The organism is Streptomyces sp. NPDC004647 (assembly GCF_040609575.1).
Lineage (GTDB): Bacteria > Actinomycetota > Actinomycetes > Streptomycetales > Streptomycetaceae > Streptomyces.
This window is the reverse complement of sequence record NZ_JBEXKU010000067.1, coordinates 16,906-42,320: the sequence shown is the minus strand read 5'-3', so window position 1 is coordinate 42,320 and position 25,415 is coordinate 16,906. Positions and strand designations below refer to the sequence as shown.

Here is a 25,415-nt window from a genome sequence, read left to right as displayed (position 1 = left end):
CCGGCCGACTCCTCGACGGACTCGTGCCCGATCATCGTCTCGCTCACTCGGCGTCTCTCCTTGATCAGCAGATCCGCCGTTGATTAGACACTCCCGGCCAGGGCTCCGGACGCGTCGACGGCGCGCCCGGCTCTTGCCTCCATAGCGATAGGTTCGGTCTCCGCGCACTTCGCACCAACCTCTTGGCAGCAGCCGTTCGGGCGCGGGGCACGGATCCCACCGGTCCGCCGCCGTTAGGAAATGCTCTTGCGCGGGTGCCGTTGCGGTTGCCACCTCGCCAACCTGGTCTCTTCGCCGTTGAGGCCGAAGCCAGCCTGGATCCTCATCGGGCTCGGCACTGGTGTCATAACATCCTTCACCGGGGCTGCCGCGGCTGAGTAAGCTTTTTCTCCGTCAACGTTGCTTGGGGATCAAGCCATGTGGTGCGGAAATCCTCGACTGGGGCCGATGCCGGTGAGTTGGGTGGGGGTGCCGGTACACAGGGGGCGTAGCGGTAACTCTGATCACTCGCCGCAGCGGCCGTGAGAGGCAGCAGCGCCACCACGGCTGCAAGCAGCACCACGCGCTTCAGCGATCTCCTGGAACGTCAAGGAAGTCCTGAGACCTCACATCGACAGATGACATGACTCACACGTGAGGGGCTGGCGTCGGTGAGCCAGGCGGGTAAGCAACGATGGCCACCCGCCTTCAACCGAATTCAATCAGTCTCCGAGATTTCCCTTCAGTGGAGTCTCATTCCTCGCTCGGACCATATCTGCGCTGAGGGTCTGGCTTGCGGGACGCTTTATGCCATGGCCGGAAGCGGCCTGTAGATAGGCTTAGTAACGCCCGTCAAACACGCGCATGATTGGGTCATGTACCTCGTACATCTCCATCTCCGCCCTCGAGGTCCAAACCTTTTCCTTCTGGGGAGCTTGAGGCAGGCCGTCGTGGCGTGTGCTGCTGCTGCGGAGGCCGTCGAGCATGTCGTTGTGCATGCCCAGGCGCTGCCGTACCCGGTCGTCGGTGTTTTCGTGAGAGCCAGCACTCTGGTGAAAGCGGAAGCGGAAGCGGAAGCTGTATGGCTGCGCACGGTAGCGATTCATCCTTTCCTGGAGAGTTGGGAGTTGCTCCGTTCGGAGGTTCCGCTGCTTGCCCTGGATGTGGAGTTGCCACCTTCTGGTGGCGGCCCATTGGACTGAATAGGTCAGGGCCGGATTGGTCCAGCAGGAAGCTCTTTTCAGCGCCGCACCGGCTCGGCAAGACTCTTGCGTGTCAACGAATTCCAGCCCGATGAGAGGACTGCAGGAATGATCCGCGAGGGAATTGTCAGTGCAGTATCTGCCGGCGTGATCATTGTGGCCTTCGGCCTTGCCGCGCCGACTGTTGCGGCGGCCGCTCAGGGCTCCATGGCGAGCCATGAGGATTCTGGCTTTGACTACTCGGCCGTCGGTGACGACTCTGGCTGGCAGTGAACGTCTGTTGAGGATCGGAGTCTCTGATATGCGTAATTCCGGGAGGGTTTCATCCGTCGACATCCTGGTTCAGGATGTCGCCTCGTTCCGAATAGACCCCGCAGTGCTGGCACGTCCAGATCGCCGGAACATCCTCATCGTCAGCCCCGTCAACCAGGAACGTCTGGCGGCACGCGGCAGGTGCGACGTGTTCGACAAGATCGTCACGCTGCGTGACTTCACTGCGGATTCCGTTGCAGCCGTGGTCAGCGCACTCCTCGAAGAGGGCGGCCATGAGCCAGCCCAGGCACGGCTGCTCTGCCACGATGAGTACTCCCTCGGCATCGTCGCCCGCGTCCGGGAAAAGCTCGGGATTCCGGGAGATCAGCCGGCTAGCGTGACCCCGTTCATCGACAAACTGGCGATGAAGGCCGCGCTGATTGGCCACGGCATTCGCATGCCACGCCACATCGCCTGGGACAGCGACGCCTACCGCACCGCCCCGGACGCTTACACGGAACAGGTCATCGATACCGTCGGGCTGCCCGCGTTCGTCAAACCTGTCAATGAGTCAGGCAGTGTGGGCACGGCCCGTATCGACAGCCTGGAAGAGCTACAGACCTGGGCAGCCGAGAGTAGCCCAGGGGCTGAGTACGAGATCGATGAATACCTCCGCGGGGAGTTGTACCACGTCGATACCGCAGTGCAGGACGGCGAGATCGTCTACGCCCGGGTGAATCAGTACCTCCATCCTTGCCACGAATACGCCGCTGGACGGATCTGCTCGTCCTTCACGCTACCTGAGGACGACTCGCACCACGCACGACTGATCGAATTCAACCGGCGTGTTCTGGACGCCCTCTCCGACAAGCCACGATCGAGCGTCTACCACCATGAGATCTTCCTGCTCCCCGACGGGGAACTGGTCTTCTTGGAGATTGCCGCCCGTGCTCCCGCTGCCCGAATCCCTGCCACCGGACGCATCCGCTGGGGCCTGGACATAGAAGAAGCGCACTTCCAACTCCAACGGGGCGAGCGAATCCAGGCCTTAGCTGGGTCCGGGCCCTTCGCCGCCTGGGTGTACTTCCCCAAGCGTGCCGGCCGCCTCACCGGTATCCATACACCGGAAATCACCTCGGATCACCAGTGGACGTGGAACGTGGCCATCGGGGAAACCTTGCCTGACTCCACCGATATCCGGGACTTCGCCGCCTCGGTTCTGCTGTGGAACGGGGACTACACCGCACTACGCGACGACCTGGAGCGCCTCGACCAGCACACCCTCCTCAGCACCCAGTGATCCCGCAAGATCGTCCAAATCTGTCCAGCCGTGTGGCAGCCACAAGGAGGACCAATGAAGTTCATCGACTACGACTTCGTATTCACCGACACCGAAGTCGAACTGCTGCGCGACGCTCTCCTGGAGGTCATCGCGCATCCCTACACCAAATTCGACACGTTCATGGAGGAGCTCGCGCGGTTGCGCGGCGACAGCCGCCTGCCTACTCGCTTCCTGGACTTCTGCGAAGCATCCATGCTCCGCGACTTCGCTGAAGAGCCCTTCGTCGTGATCGGCAACGCACCGATCGACGTGCACTTGCCGCGCTTCAGCAGCACCGACCCAGTAGGTGAGAAGTACCGGTTGAAGAACACCTTCGTAGCAGAAGGTTTCCTCGGACTGTACGCGATCCTGACCGGCACCGAAATCATCGGCCACCTCAGCGTCAACAAGGGTGACTTCTTCCACGACATCTATCCGAAGGAGTCGATGTACGACACCCAGTCGCAGAAGACCCTCAAGACATTGAGGTTCCACCGCGACTTCACCAACCACTTCGTCTGCCCCGACTTCGTCAACACTCTCACCCTGCGCGACACTCCGCAGAACGAGGTCTACTCCACCTTCACCGTCACCAAGCACGCAATGCAGGAACTCAGCGATCGTGAGCTGGAGGTCCTCAGCTCCCCGCGCTTCTACACCCCGTTCGACGATGTCTCAACGACCAACTCCAAGGTGAAGCTGGGCCGGGCGAAGGACCACCCAGTACTCATCGAGGAACAGGGCGCGAAGGTCTTCGAAGGCCGCACCAAAGGCCTTGATGAGGAGGCCAAGTCCGTCCTCGCCCGGTTCATCGAGGCGCTCCACCGCAACAAGCGAGTCCGCATCTCCCGGCCGGGTGACTCGGTCACCTTCTCCAACCACCACGTCATTCACGGCCGAGAAGTACACAAGATCACGGACCTGGACTCCCTCAAGCAGCGCTGGCTGCTGAAGACCCACAACGTCCACAGCCTGCAGGCATTTGAGGAGTTCTTCCTCGAGGACCGGTTCGGCGTCGTCAACGGGTAGACGGAGCAGTCATGGTTATCGTCACCGGGGCCAGCCGTGGCATCGGCGCCGCCATTGCCCGGCGTGCTGCCCGCGCGGGCCAACCCGTCTGTGTCAACTATTGCAGCAGCCGTACGGCCGCCGAGTCCTTGGTAGCCGAGATTCACCAGACCGGCGGCACCGCTCTGGCCGTACAAGGGGACGTGTCCGAAGAGAAGGACGTCCAAAGGCTCTTCGACGCGGCCACCGCCGAGCTGGGCCCGGTGACGGCCCTGGTCAACAACGCTGGCACCACTGGCGGGTTCACCAAGATCATCGATCTGGACATCGAGCGCGCCGACAGTGCCTACCGATCCGTCCTGCGGAGCGTCCTGCTGTGCACCCGCGAGGCGGCCCGGCGGATGTCCCTGAGCAGCGGCGGTCAAGGCGGCTCCATCATCAACATCTCCTCCACGGGCGCGCGGACCGGAGGGGCGGGCGAGTGGGTCCACTATGCCGCCCTCAAAGCCGCTGTGAACACCCACACTTGGGGGGCCGCCCACGAACTCGCACCAGAAGGCATTCGTGTAAACGCCGTCGCACCCGGACTCGTGCAGACCGACCTGCACCAGGCCAACGGCGCACCAGATCGTCCCGACCGGTTGCGCCACACCGTGCCCCTGGGACGTATCGGCCAACCCGACGAGGTAGCAGAAGCCGTGTACTTCCTGCTGTCCAACCTCGCCTCCTACACCACCGGGTCCGTGCTGGAGGTCGGTGGCGGACGCTGAACCGCCGACCAAAACCTTCCCCACTCAACGCCGCAGGAGTGCCATGTCTGTGCCCCACTCACCGCTGACCATGCTCGAACCGCACACCCCAACCGACGCCCTTGGACGCCCTCACGTCATCACCCGAGGAGAAGGCGTCAGCGTCTGGGATGAACAAGGTCGCCGCTACCTCGACGCTCTCGCCGGCCTGTGGTGCGTCACCCTCGGATACAACGAGCCCCGCCTCATCCAGGCAGCCACCGACCAAATGGCGAAGCTCCCCTTCTACGGGTCCTTCGGGCATCGAACGAACGATGTCGCTCTCGCCCTCGCCGATGATCTCGCGCGGATCGCACCCCTCCCCATGGGGCGGACCTTCTTCGCCAATTCCGGATCCGAGGCCAACGACAGCGCCCTCAAGTTCTCCTGGTACTACCACCAGAGCTTAGGACGCCGCCGGCGCACCAAGATCTTGTCTCACCACCGTGGCTACCACGGCAGCACCACGGCTGCGGGTTCCGCCACCGGTCTCGCGCACATCCACCATGGTTTCGGCATACCGCTGCCGCACTTCCTGCGCCTCCATTGCCCCGACCCGCTCTCGCCGCCGGCTCACGGCCTGACCGACGCAGAATTTGTCGACTGGCTCATCGGCGAACTCGAAAACCTCATCGACGACGAAGGCGCGGACACTATCGCCGCATTCATCGCCGAGCCCATCCTTGGCGCCGGCGGCCTCATCATCCCGCCGGCGAACTACTACGACCGGGTCCAGGAAGTCCTCGCCCGGCACGACATCCTCTTCATCGCCGACGAAGTCATCACTGGCTTCGGCCGAACCGGGTCGATGTTCGCAACGACGGAATTCGATCTGCGCCCAGACATGATCACCCTGGCAAAGGGGATGTCCTCGGCCTACCTGCCCATCTCTGCAGTGATGGTGAGCGCGCGCGTGTGGAACGCGATGACTGAGGGGGCCGAGCGCTTCCACACCTTCGGGCACGGCTTCACCTACTCCGGTCACCCGGTCGCCGCCGCGGTCGCCCGCGAAACCATCGCCATTCTGCAGGAGCGGGACATTCCCGGCCATGTCCGGGCCACAGCCCCGGTACTGGCGAACGCCCTGGACAAGCTCCGCGGCGCTGAATCCGTCCGTGACGTCCGCGCCTACGGCCTCATGGGCGCCGTGGAATTTGATCCGACTCCCCACGGTATGGCAGCAGGCGAGCTCGGCGCGACTCTGCGGGATGCCGCGGCCGCGCAGGGCCTTCTGGTGCGGGCCCTGGGGGACACCGTGGTCTTCGCTCCGCCACTCATCAGCTCCGATTCCGAGATCGAATCGATGGTTGAACGGTTCACCGCAGCTCACGAAGACGTTGTCTGCGGCCGCATTCACCATGCTGCAGCTTGGAGTTAAACCGCCATGGCCATCGGTATCAGCAGCACCGGGGCGTTCCTCCCTGATCGGGTGGTGACCAACCACGAGCTGGAGAACGTGGTGGACACCAGCGACGCATGGATTGTCTCCCGCACCGGTATCCGCGAACGACGCCGTGCCGATGAGGACGCCTCCAGCTCCGACCTCGGCGCAGCCGCCGCGCAGCGGGCACTACAGACTGCAGGGCTTGGCCCCGAACAGGTGGACGGCCTGATTGTGGCCACCTCCTCGCCAGATTACATACAGCCATCCACTGCTTGCGCTCTCCAGACCAAGATCGGCCTCGGCACGGTGCCCGCCTTCGATGTCTCGGCCGTGTGCACCGGGTTTGTCTATGCTCTGGTAACCGGTGCAGGCCTGATGCATACCTTCCCCCAGTACGAACGGTTGCTGGTGGTGGGCTGTGAGGTCTACAGCAAAATCCTGAACTATCAGGACCGCACCAGCTGCGTGTTCTTCGGGGACGGCGCAGGCGCCGTCCTGCTGGAAAAAGTTCCCGACGGCTTCGGCGTGCTCGGCGCACACCTGATGGCCGACGGCAGCCAGCTCGACGTGGTCGGCATCCGCGCCGGTGGCAGTGTCGAACCCACCAGTGCCAGCACGCTCGCTGACCGCCGCCATCACTTCCACATGGATGGCCCACGCGTGTGGGAGTTCGCCACGCATGCTCTCCCCTCGGTCATCAAGGAGGCACTGACCTCCGCTGACCTGGGCGTTCAAGACATCGACCTGCTCATCACCCATCAGGCCAACGCTCGCATGATCGAAGCCATCGGGGCCTCCCTGGGCGTGCCCGAACAGCGGGTCCCACTGACCGTCGACCGCTATGGCAATACCGCCGCTGCGTCGGTGCCCATCACCCTCGACGAGGTCGCCGCAGCCGGTCGGGTGCGCCGCGGCGACATCGTCGTCCTGGCCTCGGTCGGCGGCGGAATGACTGCCGGCGCCGTCGTCCTCCGCTGGTACTAGCCCCTCATCGTCCAAGGAATGCGACCATGACTGTTGCTCTTCTGCCTCCCCAGGAGCTCGATCTCGACCAGCAGTTCACCGAACTGGCTGCCCGATACGTCGCTCCCCGCGCTGCCCAGGCCTACGAAGCCGAGATCCTCGACCGTCTCGCCTGGCGGCGCCTTGCCCAGCACGGCCTGTGGCGCATCGGCGTTCCCGTCGAACTCGGCGGAACAGGCGGCACCTGGAAGGACCTCGCCACCGCCATCGCCGGCATCGCCCGGGGCAGCGACGACCTGGGCTTCACCCTCTCCCTCATCGCCCACGCCGGCCTGGTCCGCGCCATTGCCGTCCACGGCACCGCCTGGCACCACGACCACGTCTTGCCGCCGCTGCTCCGCGGCGCTATCGGTGCCACCGCACTCACCGAGACCCACGGCGGATCCGACGTTGCGCGAACTCGCACACAAGCCCGCATGTGTGAGGACGGCTGGCTGCTCCGGGGGGCCAAGGACCACATCACCAACGCTCCCGTGGCCGACCGCGCCCTCATACTCGCCCGCGTCCCGGACCTAGGCCGTCGCGACATCACCCTCTTCCTTGTCAATCTGCGCAGTCCCGGCGTCCGCCGCGGCGCTCCGGAGCAACTGCTCGGCCTGCGCACCAGCCCCACCGGCGCACTCCACTTCGATGACGCGTTCCTGCCGCGGGAGGCCGTCCTCGGTACTCCCGGCGAGGGACTGGCCACCCTCTATGACGTCATCAGTTTCGACCGGGCTCTCTACGGGTTAGTCGCCGCCGCCTATCTGGAGCCGCGACTGGATGAGATCGTGCGCTTTACCCAGAAACGAGAAGCCTTCGGTGCCTCCATCCTTGATCACCAGTATGTGCAAGGCCGCATCACCGATATCCGCATCACCATCGAGGTGGCCCGAGCGGTCTCCCTCAGCGGCATCGACGCCCTCGTCGACCGCGACGCCGAAGCCTCACTGCGCTGCTCGGTCGCGAAACTCGTCGGCTCCGAAGGGCTCGTCGAAGCCGCCCAGAACCTGATGCGGCTGCGAGGCCACATCGGCTACATGCGCGGTCACATCAGCCAGGACATGCAAGACGCGCTTGGCACCCTGATTGCCGGCGGAACCACCGAGATGCAGCGCAAGAACATCCTCAACCAGATGCTCGCCACGAGGAGTGAGGTCTGAATGCGAGCCCTTAAGGACGGCGCCGAGGCCGACCTCACCCACATCGTCCGAGCACAGGACAGCGCGACGAACTGGGGTAACGACCTACCCGTCCTCGCCACCCCGGTCCTCCTCTGGCTCGGCGAAGTGGCAGCCATGCGCGTCCTCGAAGGCGCTCTTGAGGACGGCGAAATGACGGTCGGCTACGCACACACCGATGCACGCCACCTCGCTGCCACCCCCGAGGGCTGGACCGTGACAGTGCAGGCCACCCTCACCCACGTCGATGGCACCATGCTGCACTTCTTCGTCGAAGCCACCGACGCCCGAGACGTCGTCTTCCGAGGAACTCACATCCGAGCCCTGATCAACCAGCAGCGCTTCGTCGAACGTTTCGACCGCAAGGTCGAAGGCGGCGAACTCCAAGGAGTACGTCAATGACAAGCTCCCCGTCCGCACCAACCGCAGAAGCCTCCCTTACGCTCAAGACCACCCGCCTGGAAAGGACATTCGGCTGGCTATGGGGGAGCTCGGGCAGTGCGACGCTGGCCGACGGCATCTATCAGGTGGCCCTCCCAATCGCTGCCCTGCAGCTGGGCAGCGGAGCAGCCGCCGTAGCCGCCGTCTACACCGCAACCCGGCTGCCGTGGGTGCTCTTCGCCCTCCATGCTGGAATCATTGCCGACCGTTTCGACCGTCGCCTGCTCATGGTGGCGGCCAACACCATGCGCACGCTCTCCCTCCTCGCTGGCGTGCTCGTGGTTACCCGTGACATGGGAGGTATCGCGGCCCTCACCGTGGTGGCGTTCACTCTGGGCATCGCTGAAACCATCGGCGACACCGCCATGCACAGCATCACCCCACGTGTGGTGAGCCGCGCAAATCTGGAACGCGCCAACAGCCGTATGCAGGCCACCGAATTGGTCACCAACTTGTTCGTCGGCCCGTCTCTGGGAGGAATGCTTGCCGGCATCGCTCTTGGCTGGGCCTTCGGTGCCGTCGCGCTGCTCTATGTCGCGGCAGCACTGTCAGCCGTCTGCATCGTCCAGCGCCCAGCCCCGCAACCCCCGCCGCAGGGCAAGACGACAGTCAAAGATGGACTGGCGTTTCTCTTCACCCGGCCCCGTCTGGCGATCTATGCGACCGGTGTCGGGTCGCTCAACATCTCCTACGGTGCTTTCCAGACCAGCCTGCCCGTCGTCGCCTTGCGGCCGGGAGCGCTGGAACTCACCGCCGGGCAGTACGGAGTGATGCTTGGTTCCGCGGGCATCAGCGGCCTGGTAGCCGGGCTCCTCGCACCGGCACTCGTGCGCCAGGCAGGAAATCGAACCTGTCTGCTCATCGGCTCGCTCGGCCTGGCAGCTGGCCTGGTCACTCCAGGGCTAACCACGAACCTTCCGCTCGTGGTCGCGGGCATGATTGGCACTGGTCTCCTCGTCCTCGTCAACATCGTGACCCTCTCCTACAGGCAACGCGCCGTGCCCGATCATCTCCTCGGCCGCGTGACGGCCGCCTACCGTCTGCTTGCCTTCGGCGGACTGCCCCTGGGCTCCGCGCTCGCCGGAGTTCTGGGCGCCGCGACCTCACCTCAAGTTGTTCTCGTCGGTGCCGGGATCCTCGTGGTCGCTGCCGGGATCGTCATGGCAGCCGCGACCCCATCCTTCCACCACCCAGCTCGGGAGGACCTTCAGTGAGCACCCTGTCCGGTGCCAGCAAGACCACATCCCAGCTGGGAAGCCTGCCCAGCCCGGTCCACAACCTCCTCGATAGCACAGATCACCTCTACGCAAGCCCTGCGTGGCTTCGCGCTGAGCAGGCCGTCGCATCCGAACCTCCGTTCTTTACATGGGCCCACGATGCCGACGGTGGAACGGCATTCGCAGCCGCCTACCGCTTCGACCAGACAAGCAACCCTTGGCCCTACGCCCGGCTGGACCTCTTCCTTCAGCAGCAAGGATTCCCCATCGCCGACGGAACCGGCGTCCTACCCAGCTACTTGCTCGGCGGACGCCGCCCTGGGCACAGCCGCCTCCTGCACGGTGGGCCGGACACACACCGATCCACGATGCTCACCGAGCTGATAGGAACCGCGGCTAAAGAAGCCACATCCCGAGGGGCATCCACCCTGGCCGCGTTGTACTGCGATCAGGACGACCACGCACTCGCCGCAGCCTTCGCCGAACACGGGGCTCTACGCCTCCCCTCCCACCCCGCTTTCGTTCTCGATCTCCCAGGTGCCACCTGGGGCGACTGGCTTGGCTCATTGCCACGCAAGCGCCGGAGCAACGAAACCGCTGATGCCCGCAAGCTCCAGGCCGGCGGTGTTCGCATCACGGTCGCCCCCATGAGGGCAGACAACATCGACTGGATCGTGCCAATGGAGCTCGATCTCTACAGCCGCCACGGCAGCAACTATCTCCAGGAAGAGGCACGCTCCCTCCACCAGGCCTACCTCGACCACCTCGGGGACGACGTCCTGCTGGTGCAGGCAGAGCGCAAGGGCGCCCCGATCGGATTCGCCTCCCTCGTACGCCACGGCGACACCGCGTACCTCAGGCAGGCAGGATTCGATCAGGACGCATGCGCGGGAGCTCCCGTCTACTTCGGGACCGTCTACCACGCTGCCATCCAATGGGCCTACGCCCACGGAGTGTCCACCCTCGACTTCTCGGTCTCCGCAGGAGACGTCAAACTCCGCCGGGGCTGCCGACAGCTCGACCGCAGCGCCTGGATCCTGCCACTGAACCAGACCGCCGAGAGCATCCTGCGTCCCTTGGCGGAACCCGCCGGTACCCAGGTGTAGAGGAACCCAAGCCGATCGGGGCACGGGCGAGCCCGCGCCCCGATCGGCTTCTGCCCTGGCTGCCTCAGATGCGGTTTCGGGAACCGGGAGACGGAGGATGACCGCCGCCGGTGCCAGTAGGCTCTGTCATCATCGCCACATGTTGCAGGTATGCCTGAATGGCTCCCGGAACCGAGCAGAGTGCCCACTGCTTCCCATCTCTGCTGACGAACTCGCCGTCGCTGCACGAGACGCGGTAAAGGCAGGTGCCGAAGCCGTTCACCTCCACCCGAAAAAACCTGACGGCACCGATACGCTCGATCCCGCCATTGTGGCTGAAACGGTCACCAAGGTTCGGGCTGCTGTCCCAGGAATCCCGATTGGGGTCACAACAGGCGCCTGGACCACGCCGGATCCGCAGTTGCGAGCGGAGCTCGTCCGCCAATGGACTGCGCTACCCGACTATGCCTCGGCCAACTGGCACGAGAACGGGGTGGAGTTGGTCGTCCGCGCCCTCCTCGAGAAGGACATCGGCGTCGAGGCGGGAATCTACTCGGGCACTGACGCGGCCACCCGATTCCGCGTCTCTCCACTCGCTGACTCTGTAATTCGAGTCTTGGCTGAGGTCATGAATTCATCAGCGAAGACCGCAACCCTAACAGGCGAACGACTGCTCAGTGACCTGCGGGGGGTCAGAGCCCCCATCTTGCTGCATGGCGAGAATGAAGGAGCCTGGTCTGTCCTCCGGATGGCAGCGAGGCTTCATCTGGATACACGCATCGGGCTGGAGGACGTTCTCCATGACCCGGAAGGGACTCCGACGGCATCGAACCCTACCCTCGTACGAGCAGCCAAACACGTACTCAGCCATCCTGACTCCACGGGAACAAGGGGAGACAGGAGGAGAGGCTGAGAAAAGAGAGTTGAGCCATGCAAGCAAGCCGCCTGGGCCGTACGCACGTCAATCGGGCACGGTAGAAAGGTAACCGTGTTGAACTGCATGGGCCCCAGCTTGAAAGCGGCTGCGTGCGTTGAGATGTGCCATCAAGTCCGTAGCGATTCGCCGCGCAGTGCGTGTCGATACGCCGAGCCGTTTAGCGATGGTCTCGTCGGTGTAGCCCTGAGCGAGCAGCCGCAGGGCTGTCGACTGTTGAGGAGTGAGCGGATCAGCCTCAGCGTCTCTTCTCCGAGGAGCACCCAACGGCTCAGCCGTCTGCCACACGCTCTCAAACAGAGCGCAAAGTGCGGCAATCAAGCCCTGGGCGCTGAGAACTACGGCTCCGACTGTGGTGTTGTCGCTGTCAGTTGCAATGACAGCAGTACGGCGGTCGTAGATGATCATACGTGTAGGAAGTAATGGGGCGGTGCGGACCTGTCCACCGAGCGATGTGAGCCACTCAGCGTGAGCTACGGTGGGTGGGTCGTTGCGAATGCTGTCAAGATAAACGGTACGCATCCGGATACCGCGTTCTAGAAGGAGCTGGTTCAGCGGTCGAGAGGCCTGCATGTTCGCGGCAGTTTGCGGGCCACCAGGCGCGAAGGTCAGGAACTCCTCTTTGACGTCGCTGTTGAGAGCAACCAGGTGGTCTCGGATCTCATCGATCCCTTCCAGATCTATCACGTCGGTCTCGGCTGCACCGGGTTTTTGGTGCGCAAACTCTGAAATTAGCCTGACGGCTGCGGCCCTGCTCGCCTCGACACGCTGCTGCCTAGCCGCCAGTTCGGCCTGCTGTTGAGCGAGAAGCATCTCCATGCCGAGTTGAGGGCTGACAGCATGCATCTGGCGCGGATCATTGGCCGAAGGCCGCACGAGTGCCAATTCACTGAGCCGGTCAAGAGCGGTACGTATTTTCTCTTCCGAGATCCCTAACTGGACTCTCAGGGCCTCCACCCCCGCTTGCGGATGCACCAGCATTGCCCTGTAAACGGATTCAGCGACGGCGTCAAGACCTAGCAGGTCAAGCATGGTTCCCCCTTTGTATAGAGCTGAACCCCGGAAGTGGGCAACCGGGTTCCACGCCACCAATGGCAGGCTACTGAAATGATCAGCGCATGACAGGAGGTCAATTGCCGGCTGCCGTGAAGCGCGTCGGCGAAGGCAGTAGGCGACGACGCGGTCACCCCTGCTGAGATGCGGTCACCCCTGCTGAGATGGCCGATTGAGTTGTGGTCCGCACCGGGTCGGCGCGGTGCTGACATCCGGCCAGCATGTTCCGCTCGGCTCAGAGATGCTTCGGTCCTGATGACCATAGGTTCTCCACCCGGTGGATTGCAACAAGTTGCTTCGTAGTGCAACATACTGCAACGGAGGTGAGTGGCAATGAACGATCAGCTTGGCGAGCCGGCGGAAGCCGCACCTCAAGCCCTGGACAATCACGTGCAAGCAGCGAAGGCGGCGATCGCCTCCCGGCTGCGATACATCCGGAAGAACCACCCGCAAGGACCGTTCACCCTGGATGCGTTCGCCGAACGTACCCAGGTCTCCAAGCGGACTCTGTCGGCAGCCGAGTCGGCTGATGGGACAAACCTCACCATCGAGATCATCGCGAAGATCGCGCACAGCCTGGGCATCGAGCGCCACGCGTACTTCCTCGACGAGCACGTCTTCCAGCAGATCAACTCCGAGCTGGAATTGGTGAAGAACCTGCGCGATGGGAAGGTGGGAAGCGTAGCGCTGCGGGCGTCACATTCCGACGGGATAGCGAATCCCGCAGTGGACCAGCTGACGGCTCTGCTCAGCCAACTCGTCGATACCGCGCAAGCTGCCAGTGACACGCTGCCCCTTCTGGACAGTTCCGGCGACGCCCAGCTGAGCGCACAGGAAGGCCATTCCGAGTGATGGCGCGCGACGCTTTCGCCGTTGGCCCACCCCTCACTCAACCTCAAGATGGTCCTACGAGCCCTTACCCAGGGCGCTTGCCATTGGACGCCGAGACGGAATTGGTCAGGTTCGGTCGCGGTCCCACTTACTAGCGCGACGTGAGCATGAACAGTGAGGGGTATGGACTTCAGCAGCAGTCGCCATTCGCCTGGGTGGTCTGGCGGTCCCGTGAGAGGGAGCAGGATGTGAGATCCACGAAACGCCTGCGCGAACGTTGCAGGAAGATAGTCGATAATCTTGAGATATCCACGCCGTTCGACGTCAAGGCGTTGTGCGACGGGATCGGTGACCGGCGTGGACGGCCGATCCGACTGGTACCGATGGACATGCCGGTAAGCGTGAGCGGTCTGTGGCTGTACACGGATTCCTACGACGCCATCGTTTATGAGCGGCGCACCAGCAGGGTGCACCAGGAACACATCATCCTGCATGAGATCGGCCATCTGCTCTCCGAGCACGACGCGACGCCAACGATGGGCGATGAGGTGTCACGCCTGCTGCTCCCCAACCTCAACCCGCAGGTAGTGCGGGCGATGCTCGGCCGGACTCGCTACACAGAACCTGAGGAGCAGGAAGCCGAACTCATCGCGTCTCTGCTTCTCGAACGAGCTGGTCGCTGGCGGCTACCAAAGAGATGGACTCCCGTGCCGAACGCGGCGGGAATAGCTCGCCGTCTGGAGCGGTCTCTCGAACAACGTGAGGACCTCGATTGAACTCCTATCCACCCGTCCCTACCCAGTACGCGGGCTGGGCCGATCTCTTCAATGTCCTCTATTTGGTGTGCGCATGCTCCGGCGCGGTGGTCACCGCGGCCAAGGCCATGGCCTGGTGGAAGGAGCGGAGCCCGGAGCTTCTCGCTCTTGTCGTCACGCGCTGCATCACTATCGTGGCCTTTTTGGGTGGCATGCCCTGGCTGCAAGACCATCTTGCCCAGGCGACCGACGTACCCAATATCGGGACGCTGATCACGTATCCGTGCATCGTTATCCAAAGCCTGGCTTCCCAGCTCATCCTCCGATTCTGGCAGCAGGATCGGGCGGAGGCGTGGCGGACGGCGCGATGGCTCGTGGCGCTGTACGCGCTCATCATTCCCGGCATGATCGTGCTTTTCCTGGTCGCGTCCATACCGGTTAACCGGCCCATTGACTTCGACGTCTACTACGCGACCACGCCGTCGATCGCCATCTTCCAGCTGATCTACAACACCTGCTACGCCGCCGGCCTGATCGCCAACATCCTCATGCTGCGCAAATACGCGGCGATGGTCGACGGCATGCCTTGGACCCGACGCGGACTCAATATCACCATGCTCGGGTCTATGTGCGGGCTGGCCATGTTCGCCACGAAGGTTCCGTCCCTGCTCGCACTGTGGTTCGGATACGACTTCCTGAACTTCGCGAATGTAGTCATCGGGCCCCTGCTGGCTGTCATTAGCGCTCTCCTGCACCAAAGCGGGTCCACACTGCCTGCGTGGGGATCCCGCCTGGAGCAGAGTGGGCATCTATTTCGGTGCTACCTACGGATGCAGCCTCTGTGGCACGCCATCGCTCAAGTACGCCCCGACATCGCATACGCCCCCGTGCCCAGTTCACGCCTGGCAGCTGCGTGGAAGGTGTTTGCCCTCAAGCAACGGCTGTACCGCGCGGTCATTGAGATACGCGACGGGGAGCGGGAACTACGGCCCTACTTCGACCCGGAAATAGCAACCGTCGCCCACGAGCTCGCCACTGAGGCGGCCCTCGACGACGAGGCGCGCCAGGCCGTCGTGGACGCCGCCGTACTTTCCGCCGCCATGCGAGCCAAGCGCCAGGACACTCCAGTGCCCGGAGCTGACACCGTGGAGCTCTCCACGACGACAGGCGAGCTCAGTGAGGAGATCTCCTCACTGGCCGCGATAGCACACGCATTTACCACTTCCCCGTTGGTAGCCGCAGCCCTCCGTCGTGTGCCATCCAATTACCAGGTCGTGGACGGCTCATCGTCGAACCCCCTTCGAACTAGCAAGGAGACCCCGTGACGGCGCCCCAGGATCCAGTCGCCCTCGACGAATCCTTCCTGACCGACCCACACGCCGCCTACGCGGCGCTGCACCGCACGGCTGCGGTCCACCAGGCTGTAGCGCCGGACGGGGTTCCGGTCTGGCTGGTCACCGGCTACCGACACGTGCGTGCCGCGACCAAGGACCCGATGCTGTCGGTCAACAAGTGCCATGGGCGGACCGTCGGCAACCAGGGTGCTTCCATGCCTCCCGAGCTCGACGCGCACCTGCTCAACACCGACCCCCCGGCCCATACCCGGCTGCGACGCCTGGTGGGGACTGCGTTCACGCCCCGCCGTATGGAATGCCTACGGGATTCCATACGGCGGGTCACCGGAGAGCTGCTGGACCGGATGGCTCCTCACAGCCACGCGAACATCGTGTCCGACCTCGCGATGCCCCTGTCCATGGCCGTGATCTGCGATCTGCTGGGCGTACCCGAGAACAACCGCCCCGACTTCCGACAGTGGACAGATACGCTCCAGTCCTCAGCTCCCGACGCCGCAGTGCGATCCCGAGAAGCCATGCGGGAAATGCACCGCTTCCTGGTCAATCTCATTGACCGCAAGCGAAGGGCGCCCAGCGATGACCTCCTTTCTGCGCTCATCGCCGTCCGCGACGAGGGAGACCGCCTGGGCGAGGACGAACTGGTGGCCATGGCCTTTCTGCTGCTCTTCGGCGGCTACCACAACGCCGCGAGCCTGATCGCCACCACCGTGCTGGCTCTGCTCACCTATCCGGAGCACCTGGCTGCTGTCCGTACTGGTGGGCTGAGCATGGATGCAGTGACGGAGGAGGCGCTGCGCTGGAACTCCCCAGCGATGCTTGCTGTCCGGCGCTTCGCCAAACAGGACGTGCGGATCGGCACAACGACCATCCCAGCTGGCGAGCGCATTTGGCTGTCCTGGGCCTCGGCGAACCGTGACCCCGATCAGTTCGCGATGCCGACGACGTTCGACCCCACCCGCGCAGACAGCAATGGTCATCTCGCATTCGGTCACGGCGCTCACTACTGCCCTGGGGCGGCTCTTGCCCGCCTGGAGAACAGCATCGCCGTGAGCTCCCTGATGCATCGTTTCCCGGAACTGTCGCTGATGGGCACCGCTGACGCACTTCAGTGGACTGATTCTCTGCGCAGCCGCGGCCTTCGAGAGCTGCCGGTTTCCCTGTGATGTCACTGGTGCTTCCGATGGAGACGGTGGGCCCGGCTCCTTCGTATGGGCGGGTGGCCGACGAGCCATCAGCCGTCGACCCGCAGTCGGGAATAGGGCATTCCTGGAGATGGCTGCCGGGAACCGGCAGCCACCTTGCGGCCGTCGTCTCCAGTCGGGGGCTAAAGCAGGGGGCACATGGGCGGGATCGGTTCGGCATGGCGTGAGGCACCGCGGATCATTCGGCTGCTGTCTTGGGTCCTCGTCCCTCTTGGCATGGTTGCTGCCCTCCTGGGCGTGTACGGAGACGGCCAGGGATGGTGGGATAACCGCGGCTTCCTCACTAATCTCATGTCCAGCTTCACGGGACTGCTCTTCGGTGTCCCCATGGCTTTCGTGGTTCTTGGCCACCTGGCAAATGTGCAGGCGGAGTCGTTGGAACGGCGCGGCCACCTCAGGCTGCACCCGGCGGCAGTTGCCGCCGGTGTTCGGGTCCTGCTCGCAAACAGCCTGCCGGCGGTTTGCCCAGTGGAGCCGGGACCGAGTATGGGCCCGGCCACACCGCAGGCGGTCAGTGTGCTGCAGGTCGGCAGATGGGAAACGGTCAAGTTCTTTGCGTTCGAGTCACTGACCTGTCTTCGGGATTGCCAATCCTTCGCCCGGGGCAGTTCTAGTGCTTTGACTTGTGGGGGGCGGATGGCTCAGAGGAAGTCTCTGGCGGCACAGCTCGTACAGGCCTATCGGGACCGTCAGAAGGCGAAGGCAGCAGCAGCCAAGCACGAGGAGCAGGAGCGGGCGCGTCAGTCGCGAGCCGCAGAGCGTGCGGCGGCCGAGCGAGCCAAGAGGGATGCCCGGCGGGAGCGGGAGCAGGCGCAGGCATGGGCCCGGAAACAGAAGGAGAAGCAGACGAGGCAGACTTCCGATTCGCGCCGGGCCGAGCAGATCGTTCGGGATCTGGAGAGGCGCGAGGCCGCCCGGGCTCGTGAAGCCGAGCAGAAGCGGCGTGCCGAGGACCGGGAGAAGGCAGCTGCCGAGCGGCGGGCGAAGCAGGACCGCGCTGAGAGCATGCGCCAGGAGGCCGAGGCCCGCACGGCGCAGATTGCAGCGCAGGTGGAGGAGCTCAGGTCGGTGCTTCGGGTGCGTCCTGTGGACCTGCACGATCATCGCTTGCGGGTGGAGCGGGCACTGGGTGAAGGGGACCTCGAGGCGTTCACGGTCGGTGTGGAGGGTGCGCTCGCGCACATCGCGTACCCGGCGGGGCTCGGAGGTGCCAGGCGGGTGGGTTTCGCTCCGGAGTCGCGGGAGCTGGTGCTTGAGATCGAGTTGCCGGCTCAGGCGGTCGTGCCGTCGGTCCTGGGGTACCGGTTCAAGGCTGCCGCTCCCCCGGCCGTGGTGCCGCAGCCCCGTAAGGAATCGGAGTGCCGGTCTCTGTACAGGAACGCGGTCGCGTGTGTGGCGCTGCGGGCGATCGACGAGACGTTCGCGGTGACGCCATCGGAGTTGGTGGACGGCGTCGCCTTCAACGGGATCGTCCGCGCGAAGGACCGGGCGACCGGGAAGGCGATTGAACCGTGCCTGATCGGCCTCAGAGTGAGCCGGGAAGCGTTCGGCGAACTCGTACTGGACGAACCCGAGCTCGATCCTGTGGAGAGTCTGCGCTATCTCGGTGCCGTTGTCTCGCAGCATCCCTACGACCTGGAGCCCGTTCCGCCGGTCGTCACCTTCGACCTGAGCAGGTACAAGCTCGCGCCGGGGCGGGACGTCGTCGCAGGCCTCGACAGCCGGCCCGATCTGCTCGCGATGGATCCAACAGAGTTCGAGCACCTTATCCGGCGGCTGTTCGAGAAGGCGGGGCTGAAGTCGTGGGTCACTCAGGCATCCCGCGATGACGGCATCGACGCTGTGGCCGTGATCGAGCAGCCGCTCCTCAGTACGCAGTGCATCATCCAGGCCAAGCGCACGAAGAACGTCGTACCTGCGGACACAGTCCGCGCAGTCGCCGGGCTCGTGAATGACACGGGTGCTTCCAAGGGCATCGTGGTCACGACCGCGTGGTTCGGCAAGAGCAGCACGGACTTCGCACCGCGCAATCGGCTCGAGCTCATCGACGGCCGGAACCTGAAGGCCCTGCTGCTGGAACACCTCGGCATCGATGCCCTGATCGGACTGCCGAAGATGCCGCCGGGTTGGCATCCACGGGACCTGAGCTGACTCCGCACGGTTGCGATCAGGTGCGGGAAGACCCGCTCCCGCGTTGCCTGCTGTCCGTCGTGTCGCGCAAGCCCGGTGATGGCATCTCTGCAGTGGCATGGCAACGGTGCTGCACCGTTGCCATCACGTTGTTCAGACGTGCGGTCTGAGTTGTCGAGCCGTCAGTAGTTGTGGGCCCGGAAGGCTTTCCCTCGAATGTCAACAGCTGCCATCAGCATGTCGCGCATGATTTCCTCGTGCTCCATTTTGTGAGCAGAAGCGACGGCGCTCCGGGCGACGAAGCCCTTCGTAAGCGTGCTGTTGACGGATTGGAGGGTCCTGAGCGCTTCCCTGAGCGCAGTCAGCTGCACAACAGAGTCACTCTCCGGGACATCGTCTTCTGGCTCGGAAGGAGCAGCGGCTGCGGGAAGGCGCTTCTTGAGGCTTGAGAAATCGATCGGCCAGTGGCCTAGCATTCGCGGGCGCGAGTCCTGCTGGTGGAGTGCCTTCTCGCCGGCTTGCGAAGCGCTGGGATCGGATTGAACGGGGCGGCGAGCATCATGTTGTGTCGAGACCTCACGGGTCACTGAGGCACTGGTCGGCTTGTGCGCACGGGGCTGGCGGCGAGCGCCCCTCGCGGCCAGCACCCCTTCTGCCTGACGGCGTCCCTCCCCGGTCAGCGTGCAGAAGACCCGCGGCGGACGACCCGGATGCGGACCCTGCTCATCCCGAAGCACGACCCACGCCAATGCGGCGAGCCTGGCCAGGATCTGCGAGACGGTGCTCTTGCCCAGGCCGGCCTGCTCGCTCACCCTCGACGCCCACGGCGGATCGTCCGCCGAAGCCTCCAGTAGCAGGTTCAGTACCTCAACCGTTGGAAGCGTCGTGCGGATTGCGGGAGTTGTCACATGCCTACCCGACCACACCTGAGGGCATGGGTCAAGAATGAACTATGATCGGGCGACTCGGCTTCGAGTGGCCGGCAGTTCTCAGCCGCTGCGTGACGTCTCGTGGGTTCCCCCGGGTAGCGAGCAGACCTTGCGGGCTTGGCCAAATAGACCTCGCTCGTTGGCTCTGGACCCCGCGGGGATCGGGGCGGGGGCGTGCGCTCTTGACCAGTCGGCAGCTCTGACCTACCCGGGGTCGGCCCGGACGGCGCCGCTCGGCGGCTGGGCCGATCCATCCCGCCCGCGCATGCGAGGCGCCCCGCATCTGTGGAATGCGGGGCGCCTCTCCTGGGTTACGAGGTGGCCCTTCTCCAGGGCCGGCATCTGCTCTGCAACGACATCACCCGGACCGTCTGTGGGTGGGGATCGACTCATTCGCGGCGGCGACGCGGACGCGCCTGGGCATGGATGGTGTGCTGCGTCAGATGGGCGAGGACGGCGTGGTGGGCCTCCCAGCCGTCGGGGATCTTGGAGGCGGGTCCGGGACGTGCAGGGGTGTTGGAGGGGTGGGCGTCGAGGAGTTCGGCGATGCCGGCGCGGGCCACGACGATGCAGGCGTGGCGGTGTCGTGAGGTGAGGACGCACAGGCGGCCGGCTTCCAGGTGGAAGGCGGAGGCGTCGCCGCGGCCGGAGAGGGGGTGCAAGACGATGGTGATTTTGCGTTCGCAGCCTTGGAGCCGGTTGGCGGTGTCGACGGTGATGCCGTGGAGTTGGGGGTGGTGGCGGGCCAGGAGTGCGCGGAGGTGGTGAGCCTGGCTGCGGTGGGTGGTGCCGATGGCGATGTCGTCGGGGCGCAGGACGTGTCCCTCGGGGGTCTCCTCGCTGGTGGCGATGGTGCCTCGGGCCAGCAGCCGTTCGGCAATGTCGAGGACGGCGTGGAGGGCTTCGTTGTCGAGGTGGTGGGTGGTGCGCGCCGGTAGTTCGAACAGTGCCCATCCGGTGCGGGCGGCGTGCTCGATGACGTGGTCGGCGGGGGTGCGCATGCCAGCGATGGAGAAGGTGAGGGTTCTGTCGGTTTCGTTGCTTCCGGCCTGGAAGGGTGTGAGGGGGTAGAAGGCGTTGCTGATCAAGGGGATGGCTGAGGGCGGCAGGCGCCAGGACACGGGCAGTTGGTGGATGGGCAGGTCGGGGTTGTTGGCGATCAGGACGGCGACTGCGCTGTGCATGGGGTCATGGGGCATGCCTGCGAAGCGGTCGGTTCTGACGGTGGAGAAGGGGTCGAGCTGGCCGGGGTCTCCGACGAAGAGTGTCTGGTCGAAGAGATCAGCGGTTCTCAGGAGCATGTCGGAGCGCATCTGGTATGCCTCGTCGATGACCCCCCACGGCCATCGGCGGTCGGTAACTGTTGCCCATTTCGTGGCGGTGCCGACGATGACGTCGGCGGCTCGTTCGAGGTCTTCGATGCGGGTGCCGATGCGGACGCCTGAGTGTGCCCGCAGGTCGTCCGGGGCGGTGTGATCGACTGCGGTGAACCGGGCGGTTCGAAGGTGCGGGTGGTTGTGGGCGAATCGCCGCACGAGGTGGTCGACCTGGCTGTTGGTCTGGGCGATGACGGGGCAGGGGCCGCTGGATTGCGTGAGCGCGTCGGCGGCTTGGGCGACCAGGGTGGATTTGCCGGCGCCGGGCGGGGCTTCCACGACGAGTCCGCGGTGGGTGAGTGCGGGCAGTTGCTCCAGGACGGCGCGGGTGGCCTTGTCCGTCTGCTGCTGTGGAGACGGCCGGCGAGGCGGTGTCACTGCTCTTCCTCGTTCTCGTTGCCGTCGTTGGGGTGCGGATGGTCGGGAGGAGGGCCGCCATGGGTCCAGGGGGTCTGGTCTCGTGCGGGGAATTCTGGCATCCGGTAGTGGTCCGGCGCGTGGGTGAACACGAGGAAGGCGCCGGATTCGGGCAGGACGGCGTGGTTGGGGCGGGCCACGGTGCCCATGCCTGCGGTGATCTCGAGCCCGACGAGGGTGTCGCCGTCTGCCGGGGTGATTCGGCAGATCGTGTAGCGGGCGTTGCGGTGGGTGTGGCAGGCCAGGAGTTGGCCGGGCTCCATGTGCACGGGGTCTGTGGTGGACACCGTGATCCGGGGTCGCCATTGAGTTCGTCCGGTGGGTCCGCGGAGGGTGTGCTGGGGCTCGATCGTGGTGACGGGGCCGCCGAAGGCGTCACCGGTGGTGCGCAGTTCTGCCCGGACGAAGGGGTCGTCGGCGGCGCGTTCGGCGGCAAAGGCGGTGGCTGCGTGTTCCATGCGGGCCAGGCGGACGGCGGTGGCGACGGCTTGTTCGCGGGCCGGTCGGGGGCGTCCGTCCTGGGTCAGGTAGGTGCATTCGTCGGTGAATGCGGTGCGTTCGTGGTCCCATCGGCGTGCGGTGCTCTTGGCTTCGGGGAGGGCTTGCAGGAGTGTGTAGGCGTGCCACATGTGGTCCCAGGTGGGCTGCATGCAGGTGGCCAGCAGGCGGTTGAGTTCTTGCAGGGTGCGTGTGCGCTCCTGCTCTCGGTTGCGGGCGTAGGCGTGGAACAGGGGCGCCAGTTGGTCGTTGTCGAAGGCTGCGTCGGTGGCGGGTCCCGCGGGCTGGTGGGCGGCCGGGTCTGCTGCCTCGTCGGCGGCGTCGCGTCCCGAGGTTGCGTGGCGGGGCGGGTCGATCCAGGCCAGTAGCGTGGCGAAGTCCTCGTCCTCCAGGGGGCTTTGGCCGGTGATCCAGTGCATGCCGAGAAAGTCGGTCACGGGGATGAGGGCGGCTGACCCGGGGATGTCGGAGCGGTCGGTGAGATAGGTGAGCCAGTGTCCCAGGCGCTGGGCGGATCGGGAGCCGGGAGTCCGATCGTCGGCACGGCGGAATCTCAGGTCGTCTCCGAGGACTTTCAGGTACTCCACGGTCTGGGGGTTGGGAACGAGGATCTGGGGTGCGTCGGTGTACCGCTGGCGTGCCGGCTTGGTGGAGGTGGCGGGCAGGTGCTCGCTGCGCTGCCGGCAGGCGTCGATGTACGCGATGACGGTGTCTGCCAGGGTGGCGAGCATGGGGGCGGTGCTTCCTGAGGGAGGCGCGACCAGAAGCTCGGGGCGGTACGGATCGGTGCCCAGCATGACGGCGAGCGGTCGTGCTGCGGGGCCGGTTCGCTTCAGCGCCAGCAGCATCAGCGGTTGGTCGCTGAGGTGGAGGTGGCGCAGTTGGCCGGCGTGTTGGACGTTGCCGGTGGAGTGGGCGCGCATCCGCAGGAGTGAGGCCAGAAGGCTCATGCAGGGTCTTTCTGGAGTTCTGCGTGGATGCGCTGTGCGTGGCGCAGGGCCTGGGCGGTGTCTTCCTGGTCCTGTGAGGGGTGCAGGTGTCCGTCGGTGAGGGCGAGGGCTGTGGCGATGGTGTCGATTCCTGCCAGGTGGTCGCGGACGGTGGTGCCGAGGGCTTCGGTTCTGCCTTGGTTGCGGGCCTCGGTGCGGCAGTGGGGGGCCAGGTCGCAGTGGTGGCGGCAGTGGGGGGTGTAGTGCGGGCGCGTGGTGGCGAGTGCGGCGACGAGTTCGCCCTGGGGGCGGGTGGGTCTGGTGTCGGGGCCGGGTGCCAGGTCGAAGGTGGTGCCCGCAGGAAGGTTGTCGAGCAGTTCGGGCAGGCGTCGGAGTCTGCCGAGGTGGCGGCTCAGGTGCTTGATCTGCTGGGAGGCGTTGTAGGGGGTGGCGGTGGGGTGGGGGGTGAAGTTGCGCGGGTTGACCAGGATGACGGTGTCGGAGACGCGGTCTGCTGGAAGGCCGTCGCCGGCGAGGAGTTCACGCAGGGCCAGGACGTAGGCGGCGGCCTGGGTCAGTGCCGCGGTGGCCTTGATGGGGTCGGGCTGCCCGTGGATGACGGGGAAAGATTTGATCTCAACGACGTGGAAGACGCCTTCGTGGTGGAAGGCGATGATGTCGGGTTCGAGGTATGCCTGGTGGTCGGCGACGGTCAGCGTCAGCACGGGGTGGTCGAGCAGGGTGTAGGGCTTCGACCTGCGGTGTGCTGCGCTGAGGATGAGCGAGCGGGTGTGGGTGTGGCGTAGCCGGAGGGGGGATTTGTCGTCGTCGCTGCCGACGCTGTTGACGTCCTTGTAGGACGCCTCGGGCAGGGTCAGGCCGAGGGCTTGGCGGAGCAGCGGTACCAGGGTCGCTCCGGCCTGGTCGGTGACCTGGCGTTCGAAGGCGATGCCGTAGTCGAGGGCGAGCTGGGACTTTGTCAGCGGTCGTGGGAGGCCCAGGTGGGCAGCGAGGGCGTCTTTGTCGATGCCGGCCGCGTCGAGCAGGGAGCGGCGGTCGCAGCTCGGGTTGGCGGTCAGGGCGGCCAGGGTTCGTGCGTTGTGCGCAAGGGGCGGTGCGGCTCCGCGTAACTCGTTCAGTCGGGCGTCGAGCGTACTCACTGCTTCCTCGAGAGGGACGGGGCACACGTCGTGCGGTTGGGGTGGTAGTCACGCAGTCCGGGACTGGCGGGATACGTTGCGCAGAGTGTTGCCGAAGTTCTGTTCCACGTCGCCGAGTTGGTGGCGTACCCGCAGGGCTGCTTCAGCGCGGGTGTCGGCGTCCTCGTCGGCGTGGATCTCCAGTTCGGCTGCCGCGGCCTGGCGTAGCGCCTCAAGGTCGAGCGGGCCGCGGGGGCTGTAGCCGTTGAGGTTGCGGCTGCAGTGCAGGAGGAGCTGCTGGAGGGGCTGCGGCATCTCGGTGTCGCCGGCGAGGTGTTCGGCGGCGTCCGCGACTTTCAGGGCCGAGGTGAGGAAGTGGACTCGGGGGGTGAGTGGTCCCACGATGCGCTGTTCCAGTGGCCAGGTGCTCAGGGCGAGCAGGGCCCGGGCGGGTGAGAGCAGGTCGGACGTCAGAGCGGAGCAGATGTAGTAGGGGCGGGCGTAGGGGGCTGAGCGGAAGGAGCGTTCCTCGTCGCGGCGCAGGGTGGTCAGGCGCGCGGTGTTCAGTGGGCCGGAGAAGAATGCCTGGTGGACCTGGCTGAGCAGTCTGGGCGAAGCGGGGACGGTGAGGAGGGTCAGCGCCTGGCGAGCCTGGTCGCGCGCGGGCTGCCCGCCCCAGCTGTGTTCAGGGGCTGTCGGTGGTGCGGGCTCGGGCTGGGCGTTGTCCGCAGCGTCGTCCGGGTCGCACAGCACGTCCCAGGCTCGTTGGGTCCGCTTCAACTCCGTGCGGAGAATTGCTGCTTGGGCATGGTCGTGCTGCGTGAGCGCCTGCCGGATCGCCTGCTGCAGTTGCCGCATGCGTTCCTCGAGCGCGACCAGATGCTCGTGCATGCCCGCATGCTAGCAGCCACTCATGTGTCCTCATTTTGCCCTGTGTTTCTGGTGTACAGTCCCGGGCTCATAAGGGCACCACCGGTGCCCTCCTACGCCTCGCTTCCGAAGGGCGC

23 protein-coding genes and 1 pseudogene are annotated in these 25,415 nt (G+C 65.2%); 18 read left to right on the top strand and 6 right to left on the bottom strand.

The features are described 5' to 3' along the window. The first annotated feature begins 971 nt into the window (after positions 1–971). The 12 genes from ABZW18_RS25830 to ABZW18_RS25775 all read left to right on the top strand — a co-directional run bounded on the left by ABZW18_RS25830 (position 972) and on the right by ABZW18_RS25775 (position 11,773). Positions 972–1,181 (top strand): hypothetical protein, encoded by a 210-nt coding sequence (locus tag ABZW18_RS25830; protein ID WP_356191570.1) that lies wholly within the window; start codon positions 972–974, stop codon positions 1,179–1,181. A 108-nt stretch (positions 1,182–1,289) separates the two neighbouring features. Then, positions 1,290–1,454, top strand: a complete 165-nt coding sequence (locus ABZW18_RS25825; protein WP_356191568.1) for a hypothetical protein — start codon at positions 1,290–1,292, stop codon at positions 1,452–1,454. A 28-nt stretch (positions 1,455–1,482) separates the two neighbouring features. Further along, on the top strand, positions 1,483–2,733 hold the full coding sequence (locus ABZW18_RS25820) for a hypothetical protein (protein WP_356191566.1): 1,251 nt from the start codon (positions 1,483–1,485) through the stop codon (positions 2,731–2,733). Between the two features lie 54 nt (positions 2,734–2,787). After that, positions 2,788–3,783 carry a hypothetical protein gene (locus ABZW18_RS25815; protein WP_356191565.1) on the top strand — a complete coding sequence of 332 codons (996 nt, stop codon included), beginning with the start codon at positions 2,788–2,790 and terminating at the stop codon, positions 3,781–3,783. Between the two features lie 11 nt (positions 3,784–3,794). Next, entirely contained in the window at positions 3,795–4,532 is a 738-nt protein-coding gene (locus ABZW18_RS25810; RefSeq protein ID WP_356191563.1) for a glucose 1-dehydrogenase, read from the top strand. A 43-nt stretch (positions 4,533–4,575) separates the two neighbouring features. Then, complete coding sequence (locus ABZW18_RS25805) at positions 4,576–5,928, top strand: aminotransferase (protein WP_356191561.1); 1,353 nt, start codon at positions 4,576–4,578, stop codon at positions 5,926–5,928. A 6-nt stretch (positions 5,929–5,934) separates the two neighbouring features. Beyond that, positions 5,935–6,918, top strand: a complete 984-nt coding sequence (locus ABZW18_RS25800) for a beta-ketoacyl-ACP synthase III (protein WP_356191558.1) — start codon at positions 5,935–5,937, stop codon at positions 6,916–6,918. Positions 6,919–6,944: 26 nt separating this feature from the next. Beyond that, on the top strand, positions 6,945–8,099 hold the full coding sequence (locus tag ABZW18_RS25795; protein ID WP_356191555.1) for an acyl-CoA dehydrogenase family protein: 1,155 nt from the start codon (positions 6,945–6,947) through the stop codon (positions 8,097–8,099). After that, positions 8,100–8,519, top strand: a complete 420-nt coding sequence (locus ABZW18_RS25790) for a hypothetical protein (protein ID WP_356191553.1) — start codon at positions 8,100–8,102, stop codon at positions 8,517–8,519. Beyond that, a complete protein-coding gene (locus tag ABZW18_RS25785; protein ID WP_356191551.1) occupies positions 8,516–9,772 on the top strand; it encodes an MFS transporter in 1,257 nt (418 codons plus the stop codon). Before ABZW18_RS25790 ends, ABZW18_RS25785 begins: the two co-directional genes overlap by 4 nt. Then, positions 9,769–10,881: a GNAT family N-acetyltransferase gene (locus tag ABZW18_RS25780; protein WP_356191549.1), complete on the top strand. Its 1,113-nt coding sequence runs from the start codon at positions 9,769–9,771 to the stop codon at positions 10,879–10,881. The genes ABZW18_RS25785 and ABZW18_RS25780 overlap by 4 nt, the downstream gene beginning before the upstream one ends. A gap of 139 nt (positions 10,882–11,020) precedes the next feature. Further along, positions 11,021–11,773: a 3-keto-5-aminohexanoate cleavage protein gene (locus tag ABZW18_RS25775; RefSeq protein ID WP_356191547.1), complete on the top strand. Its 753-nt coding sequence runs from the start codon at positions 11,021–11,023 to the stop codon at positions 11,771–11,773. A 48-nt stretch (positions 11,774–11,821) separates the two neighbouring features. On the opposite strand, the gene ABZW18_RS25770 is transcribed toward ABZW18_RS25775, so the two are convergent. Continuing rightward, positions 11,822–12,826: a helix-turn-helix transcriptional regulator gene (locus ABZW18_RS25770; protein WP_356191544.1), complete on the bottom strand. Its 1,005-nt coding sequence runs from the start codon at positions 12,824–12,826 to the stop codon at positions 11,822–11,824. A 354-nt stretch (positions 12,827–13,180) separates the two neighbouring features. Here ABZW18_RS25770 and ABZW18_RS25765 point away from each other — a divergent pair, with 354 nt between their 5' ends. The 6 genes and pseudogenes from ABZW18_RS25765 (at position 13,181) to ABZW18_RS25740 (ending at position 19,141) form a co-directional block, all read left to right on the top strand. Continuing rightward, entirely contained in the window at positions 13,181–13,699 is a 519-nt protein-coding gene (locus ABZW18_RS25765; protein ID WP_356191542.1) for a helix-turn-helix domain-containing protein, read from the top strand. Positions 13,700–13,926: 227 nt separating this feature from the next. Further along, the gene (locus ABZW18_RS25760; RefSeq protein WP_356191540.1) at positions 13,927–14,454 is read left to right on the top strand and encodes a hypothetical protein; all 528 of its coding nucleotides are present in this window, start codon (positions 13,927–13,929) and stop codon (positions 14,452–14,454) included. Continuing rightward, a complete protein-coding gene (locus ABZW18_RS25755) occupies positions 14,451–15,758 on the top strand; it encodes an MAB_1171c family putative transporter (RefSeq protein WP_356191537.1) in 1,308 nt (435 codons plus the stop codon). The genes ABZW18_RS25760 and ABZW18_RS25755 overlap by 4 nt, the downstream gene beginning before the upstream one ends. After that, on the top strand, positions 15,755–16,951 hold the full coding sequence (locus ABZW18_RS25750) for a cytochrome P450 (protein ID WP_356191535.1): 1,197 nt from the start codon (positions 15,755–15,757) through the stop codon (positions 16,949–16,951). The genes ABZW18_RS25755 and ABZW18_RS25750 overlap by 4 nt, the downstream gene beginning before the upstream one ends. Positions 16,952–17,378: 427 nt before the next feature. After that, a pseudogene (locus tag ABZW18_RS25745) lies at positions 17,379–17,495 on the top strand (IS5/IS1182 family transposase); the annotation flags it as partial. Then, on the top strand, positions 17,477–19,141 hold the full coding sequence (locus tag ABZW18_RS25740; RefSeq protein WP_356191532.1) for a restriction endonuclease: 1,665 nt from the start codon (positions 17,477–17,479) through the stop codon (positions 19,139–19,141). The pseudogene ABZW18_RS25745 and the gene ABZW18_RS25740, both read left to right, overlap by 19 nt. A 161-nt stretch (positions 19,142–19,302) precedes the next feature. On the opposite strand, the gene ABZW18_RS25735 is transcribed toward ABZW18_RS25740, so the two are convergent. The 5 genes from ABZW18_RS25735 to ABZW18_RS25715 form a co-directional block, all read right to left on the bottom strand. After that, positions 19,303–19,932 carry a hypothetical protein gene (locus ABZW18_RS25735; RefSeq protein ID WP_356191530.1) on the bottom strand — a complete coding sequence of 210 codons (630 nt, stop codon included), beginning with the start codon at positions 19,930–19,932 and terminating at the stop codon, positions 19,303–19,305. Between the two features lie 506 nt (positions 19,933–20,438). Beyond that, positions 20,439–21,803, bottom strand: a complete 1,365-nt coding sequence (locus tag ABZW18_RS25730; protein WP_356191527.1) for an AAA domain-containing protein — start codon at positions 21,801–21,803, stop codon at positions 20,439–20,441. Next, positions 21,800–23,290, bottom strand: coding sequence for a hypothetical protein (locus ABZW18_RS25725; protein WP_356191525.1), 1,491 nt, complete (start codon positions 23,288–23,290; stop codon positions 21,800–21,802). The genes ABZW18_RS25730 and ABZW18_RS25725 overlap by 4 nt, the downstream gene beginning before the upstream one ends. Further along, complete coding sequence (locus ABZW18_RS25720; RefSeq protein WP_356191523.1) at positions 23,287–24,429, bottom strand: hypothetical protein; 1,143 nt, start codon at positions 24,427–24,429, stop codon at positions 23,287–23,289. Before ABZW18_RS25720 ends, ABZW18_RS25725 begins: the two co-directional genes overlap by 4 nt. Before the next feature lie 48 nt (positions 24,430–24,477). Next, positions 24,478–25,299, bottom strand: coding sequence for a hypothetical protein (locus ABZW18_RS25715; RefSeq protein WP_356191520.1), 822 nt, complete (start codon positions 25,297–25,299; stop codon positions 24,478–24,480). Positions 25,300–25,415 lie beyond the last annotated feature (116 nt).

Excerpts from the sequence above, each read along its gene's own strand:
- ABZW18_RS25825 (WP_356191568.1), top strand. The coding sequence starts at position 1,290 with ATGATCCGCGAGGGAATTGTCAGTGCAGTATCTGCCGGCGTGATCATT.
- ABZW18_RS25820 (WP_356191566.1), top strand. The coding sequence starts at position 1,483 with ATGCGTAATTCCGGGAGGGTTTCATCCGTCGACATCCTGGTTCAGGAT.
- ABZW18_RS25815 (WP_356191565.1), top strand. The coding sequence starts at position 2,788 with ATGAAGTTCATCGACTACGACTTCGTATTCACCGACACCGAAGTCGAA.
- ABZW18_RS25810 (WP_356191563.1), top strand. The coding sequence starts at position 3,795 with ATGGTTATCGTCACCGGGGCCAGCCGTGGCATCGGCGCCGCCATTGCC.
- ABZW18_RS25805 (WP_356191561.1), top strand. The coding sequence starts at position 4,576 with ATGTCTGTGCCCCACTCACCGCTGACCATGCTCGAACCGCACACCCCA.
- ABZW18_RS25800 (WP_356191558.1), top strand. The coding sequence starts at position 5,935 with ATGGCCATCGGTATCAGCAGCACCGGGGCGTTCCTCCCTGATCGGGTG.
- ABZW18_RS25795 (WP_356191555.1), top strand. The coding sequence starts at position 6,945 with ATGACTGTTGCTCTTCTGCCTCCCCAGGAGCTCGATCTCGACCAGCAG.
- ABZW18_RS25790 (WP_356191553.1), top strand. The coding sequence starts at position 8,100 with ATGCGAGCCCTTAAGGACGGCGCCGAGGCCGACCTCACCCACATCGTC.
- ABZW18_RS25785 (WP_356191551.1), top strand. The coding sequence starts at position 8,516 with ATGACAAGCTCCCCGTCCGCACCAACCGCAGAAGCCTCCCTTACGCTC.
- ABZW18_RS25775 (WP_356191547.1), top strand. The coding sequence starts at position 11,021 with ATGTTGCAGGTATGCCTGAATGGCTCCCGGAACCGAGCAGAGTGCCCA.
- ABZW18_RS25770 (WP_356191544.1), bottom strand. The coding sequence starts at position 12,826 with ATGCTTGACCTGCTAGGTCTTGACGCCGTCGCTGAATCCGTTTACAGG.
- ABZW18_RS25765 (WP_356191542.1), top strand. The coding sequence starts at position 13,181 with ATGAACGATCAGCTTGGCGAGCCGGCGGAAGCCGCACCTCAAGCCCTG.
- ABZW18_RS25740 (WP_356191532.1), top strand. The coding sequence starts at position 17,477 with ATGGGCCCGGCCACACCGCAGGCGGTCAGTGTGCTGCAGGTCGGCAGA.
- ABZW18_RS25725 (WP_356191525.1), bottom strand. The coding sequence starts at position 23,290 with ATGAGCCTTCTGGCCTCACTCCTGCGGATGCGCGCCCACTCCACCGGC.
- ABZW18_RS25715 (WP_356191520.1), bottom strand. The coding sequence starts at position 25,299 with ATGCACGAGCATCTGGTCGCGCTCGAGGAACGCATGCGGCAACTGCAG.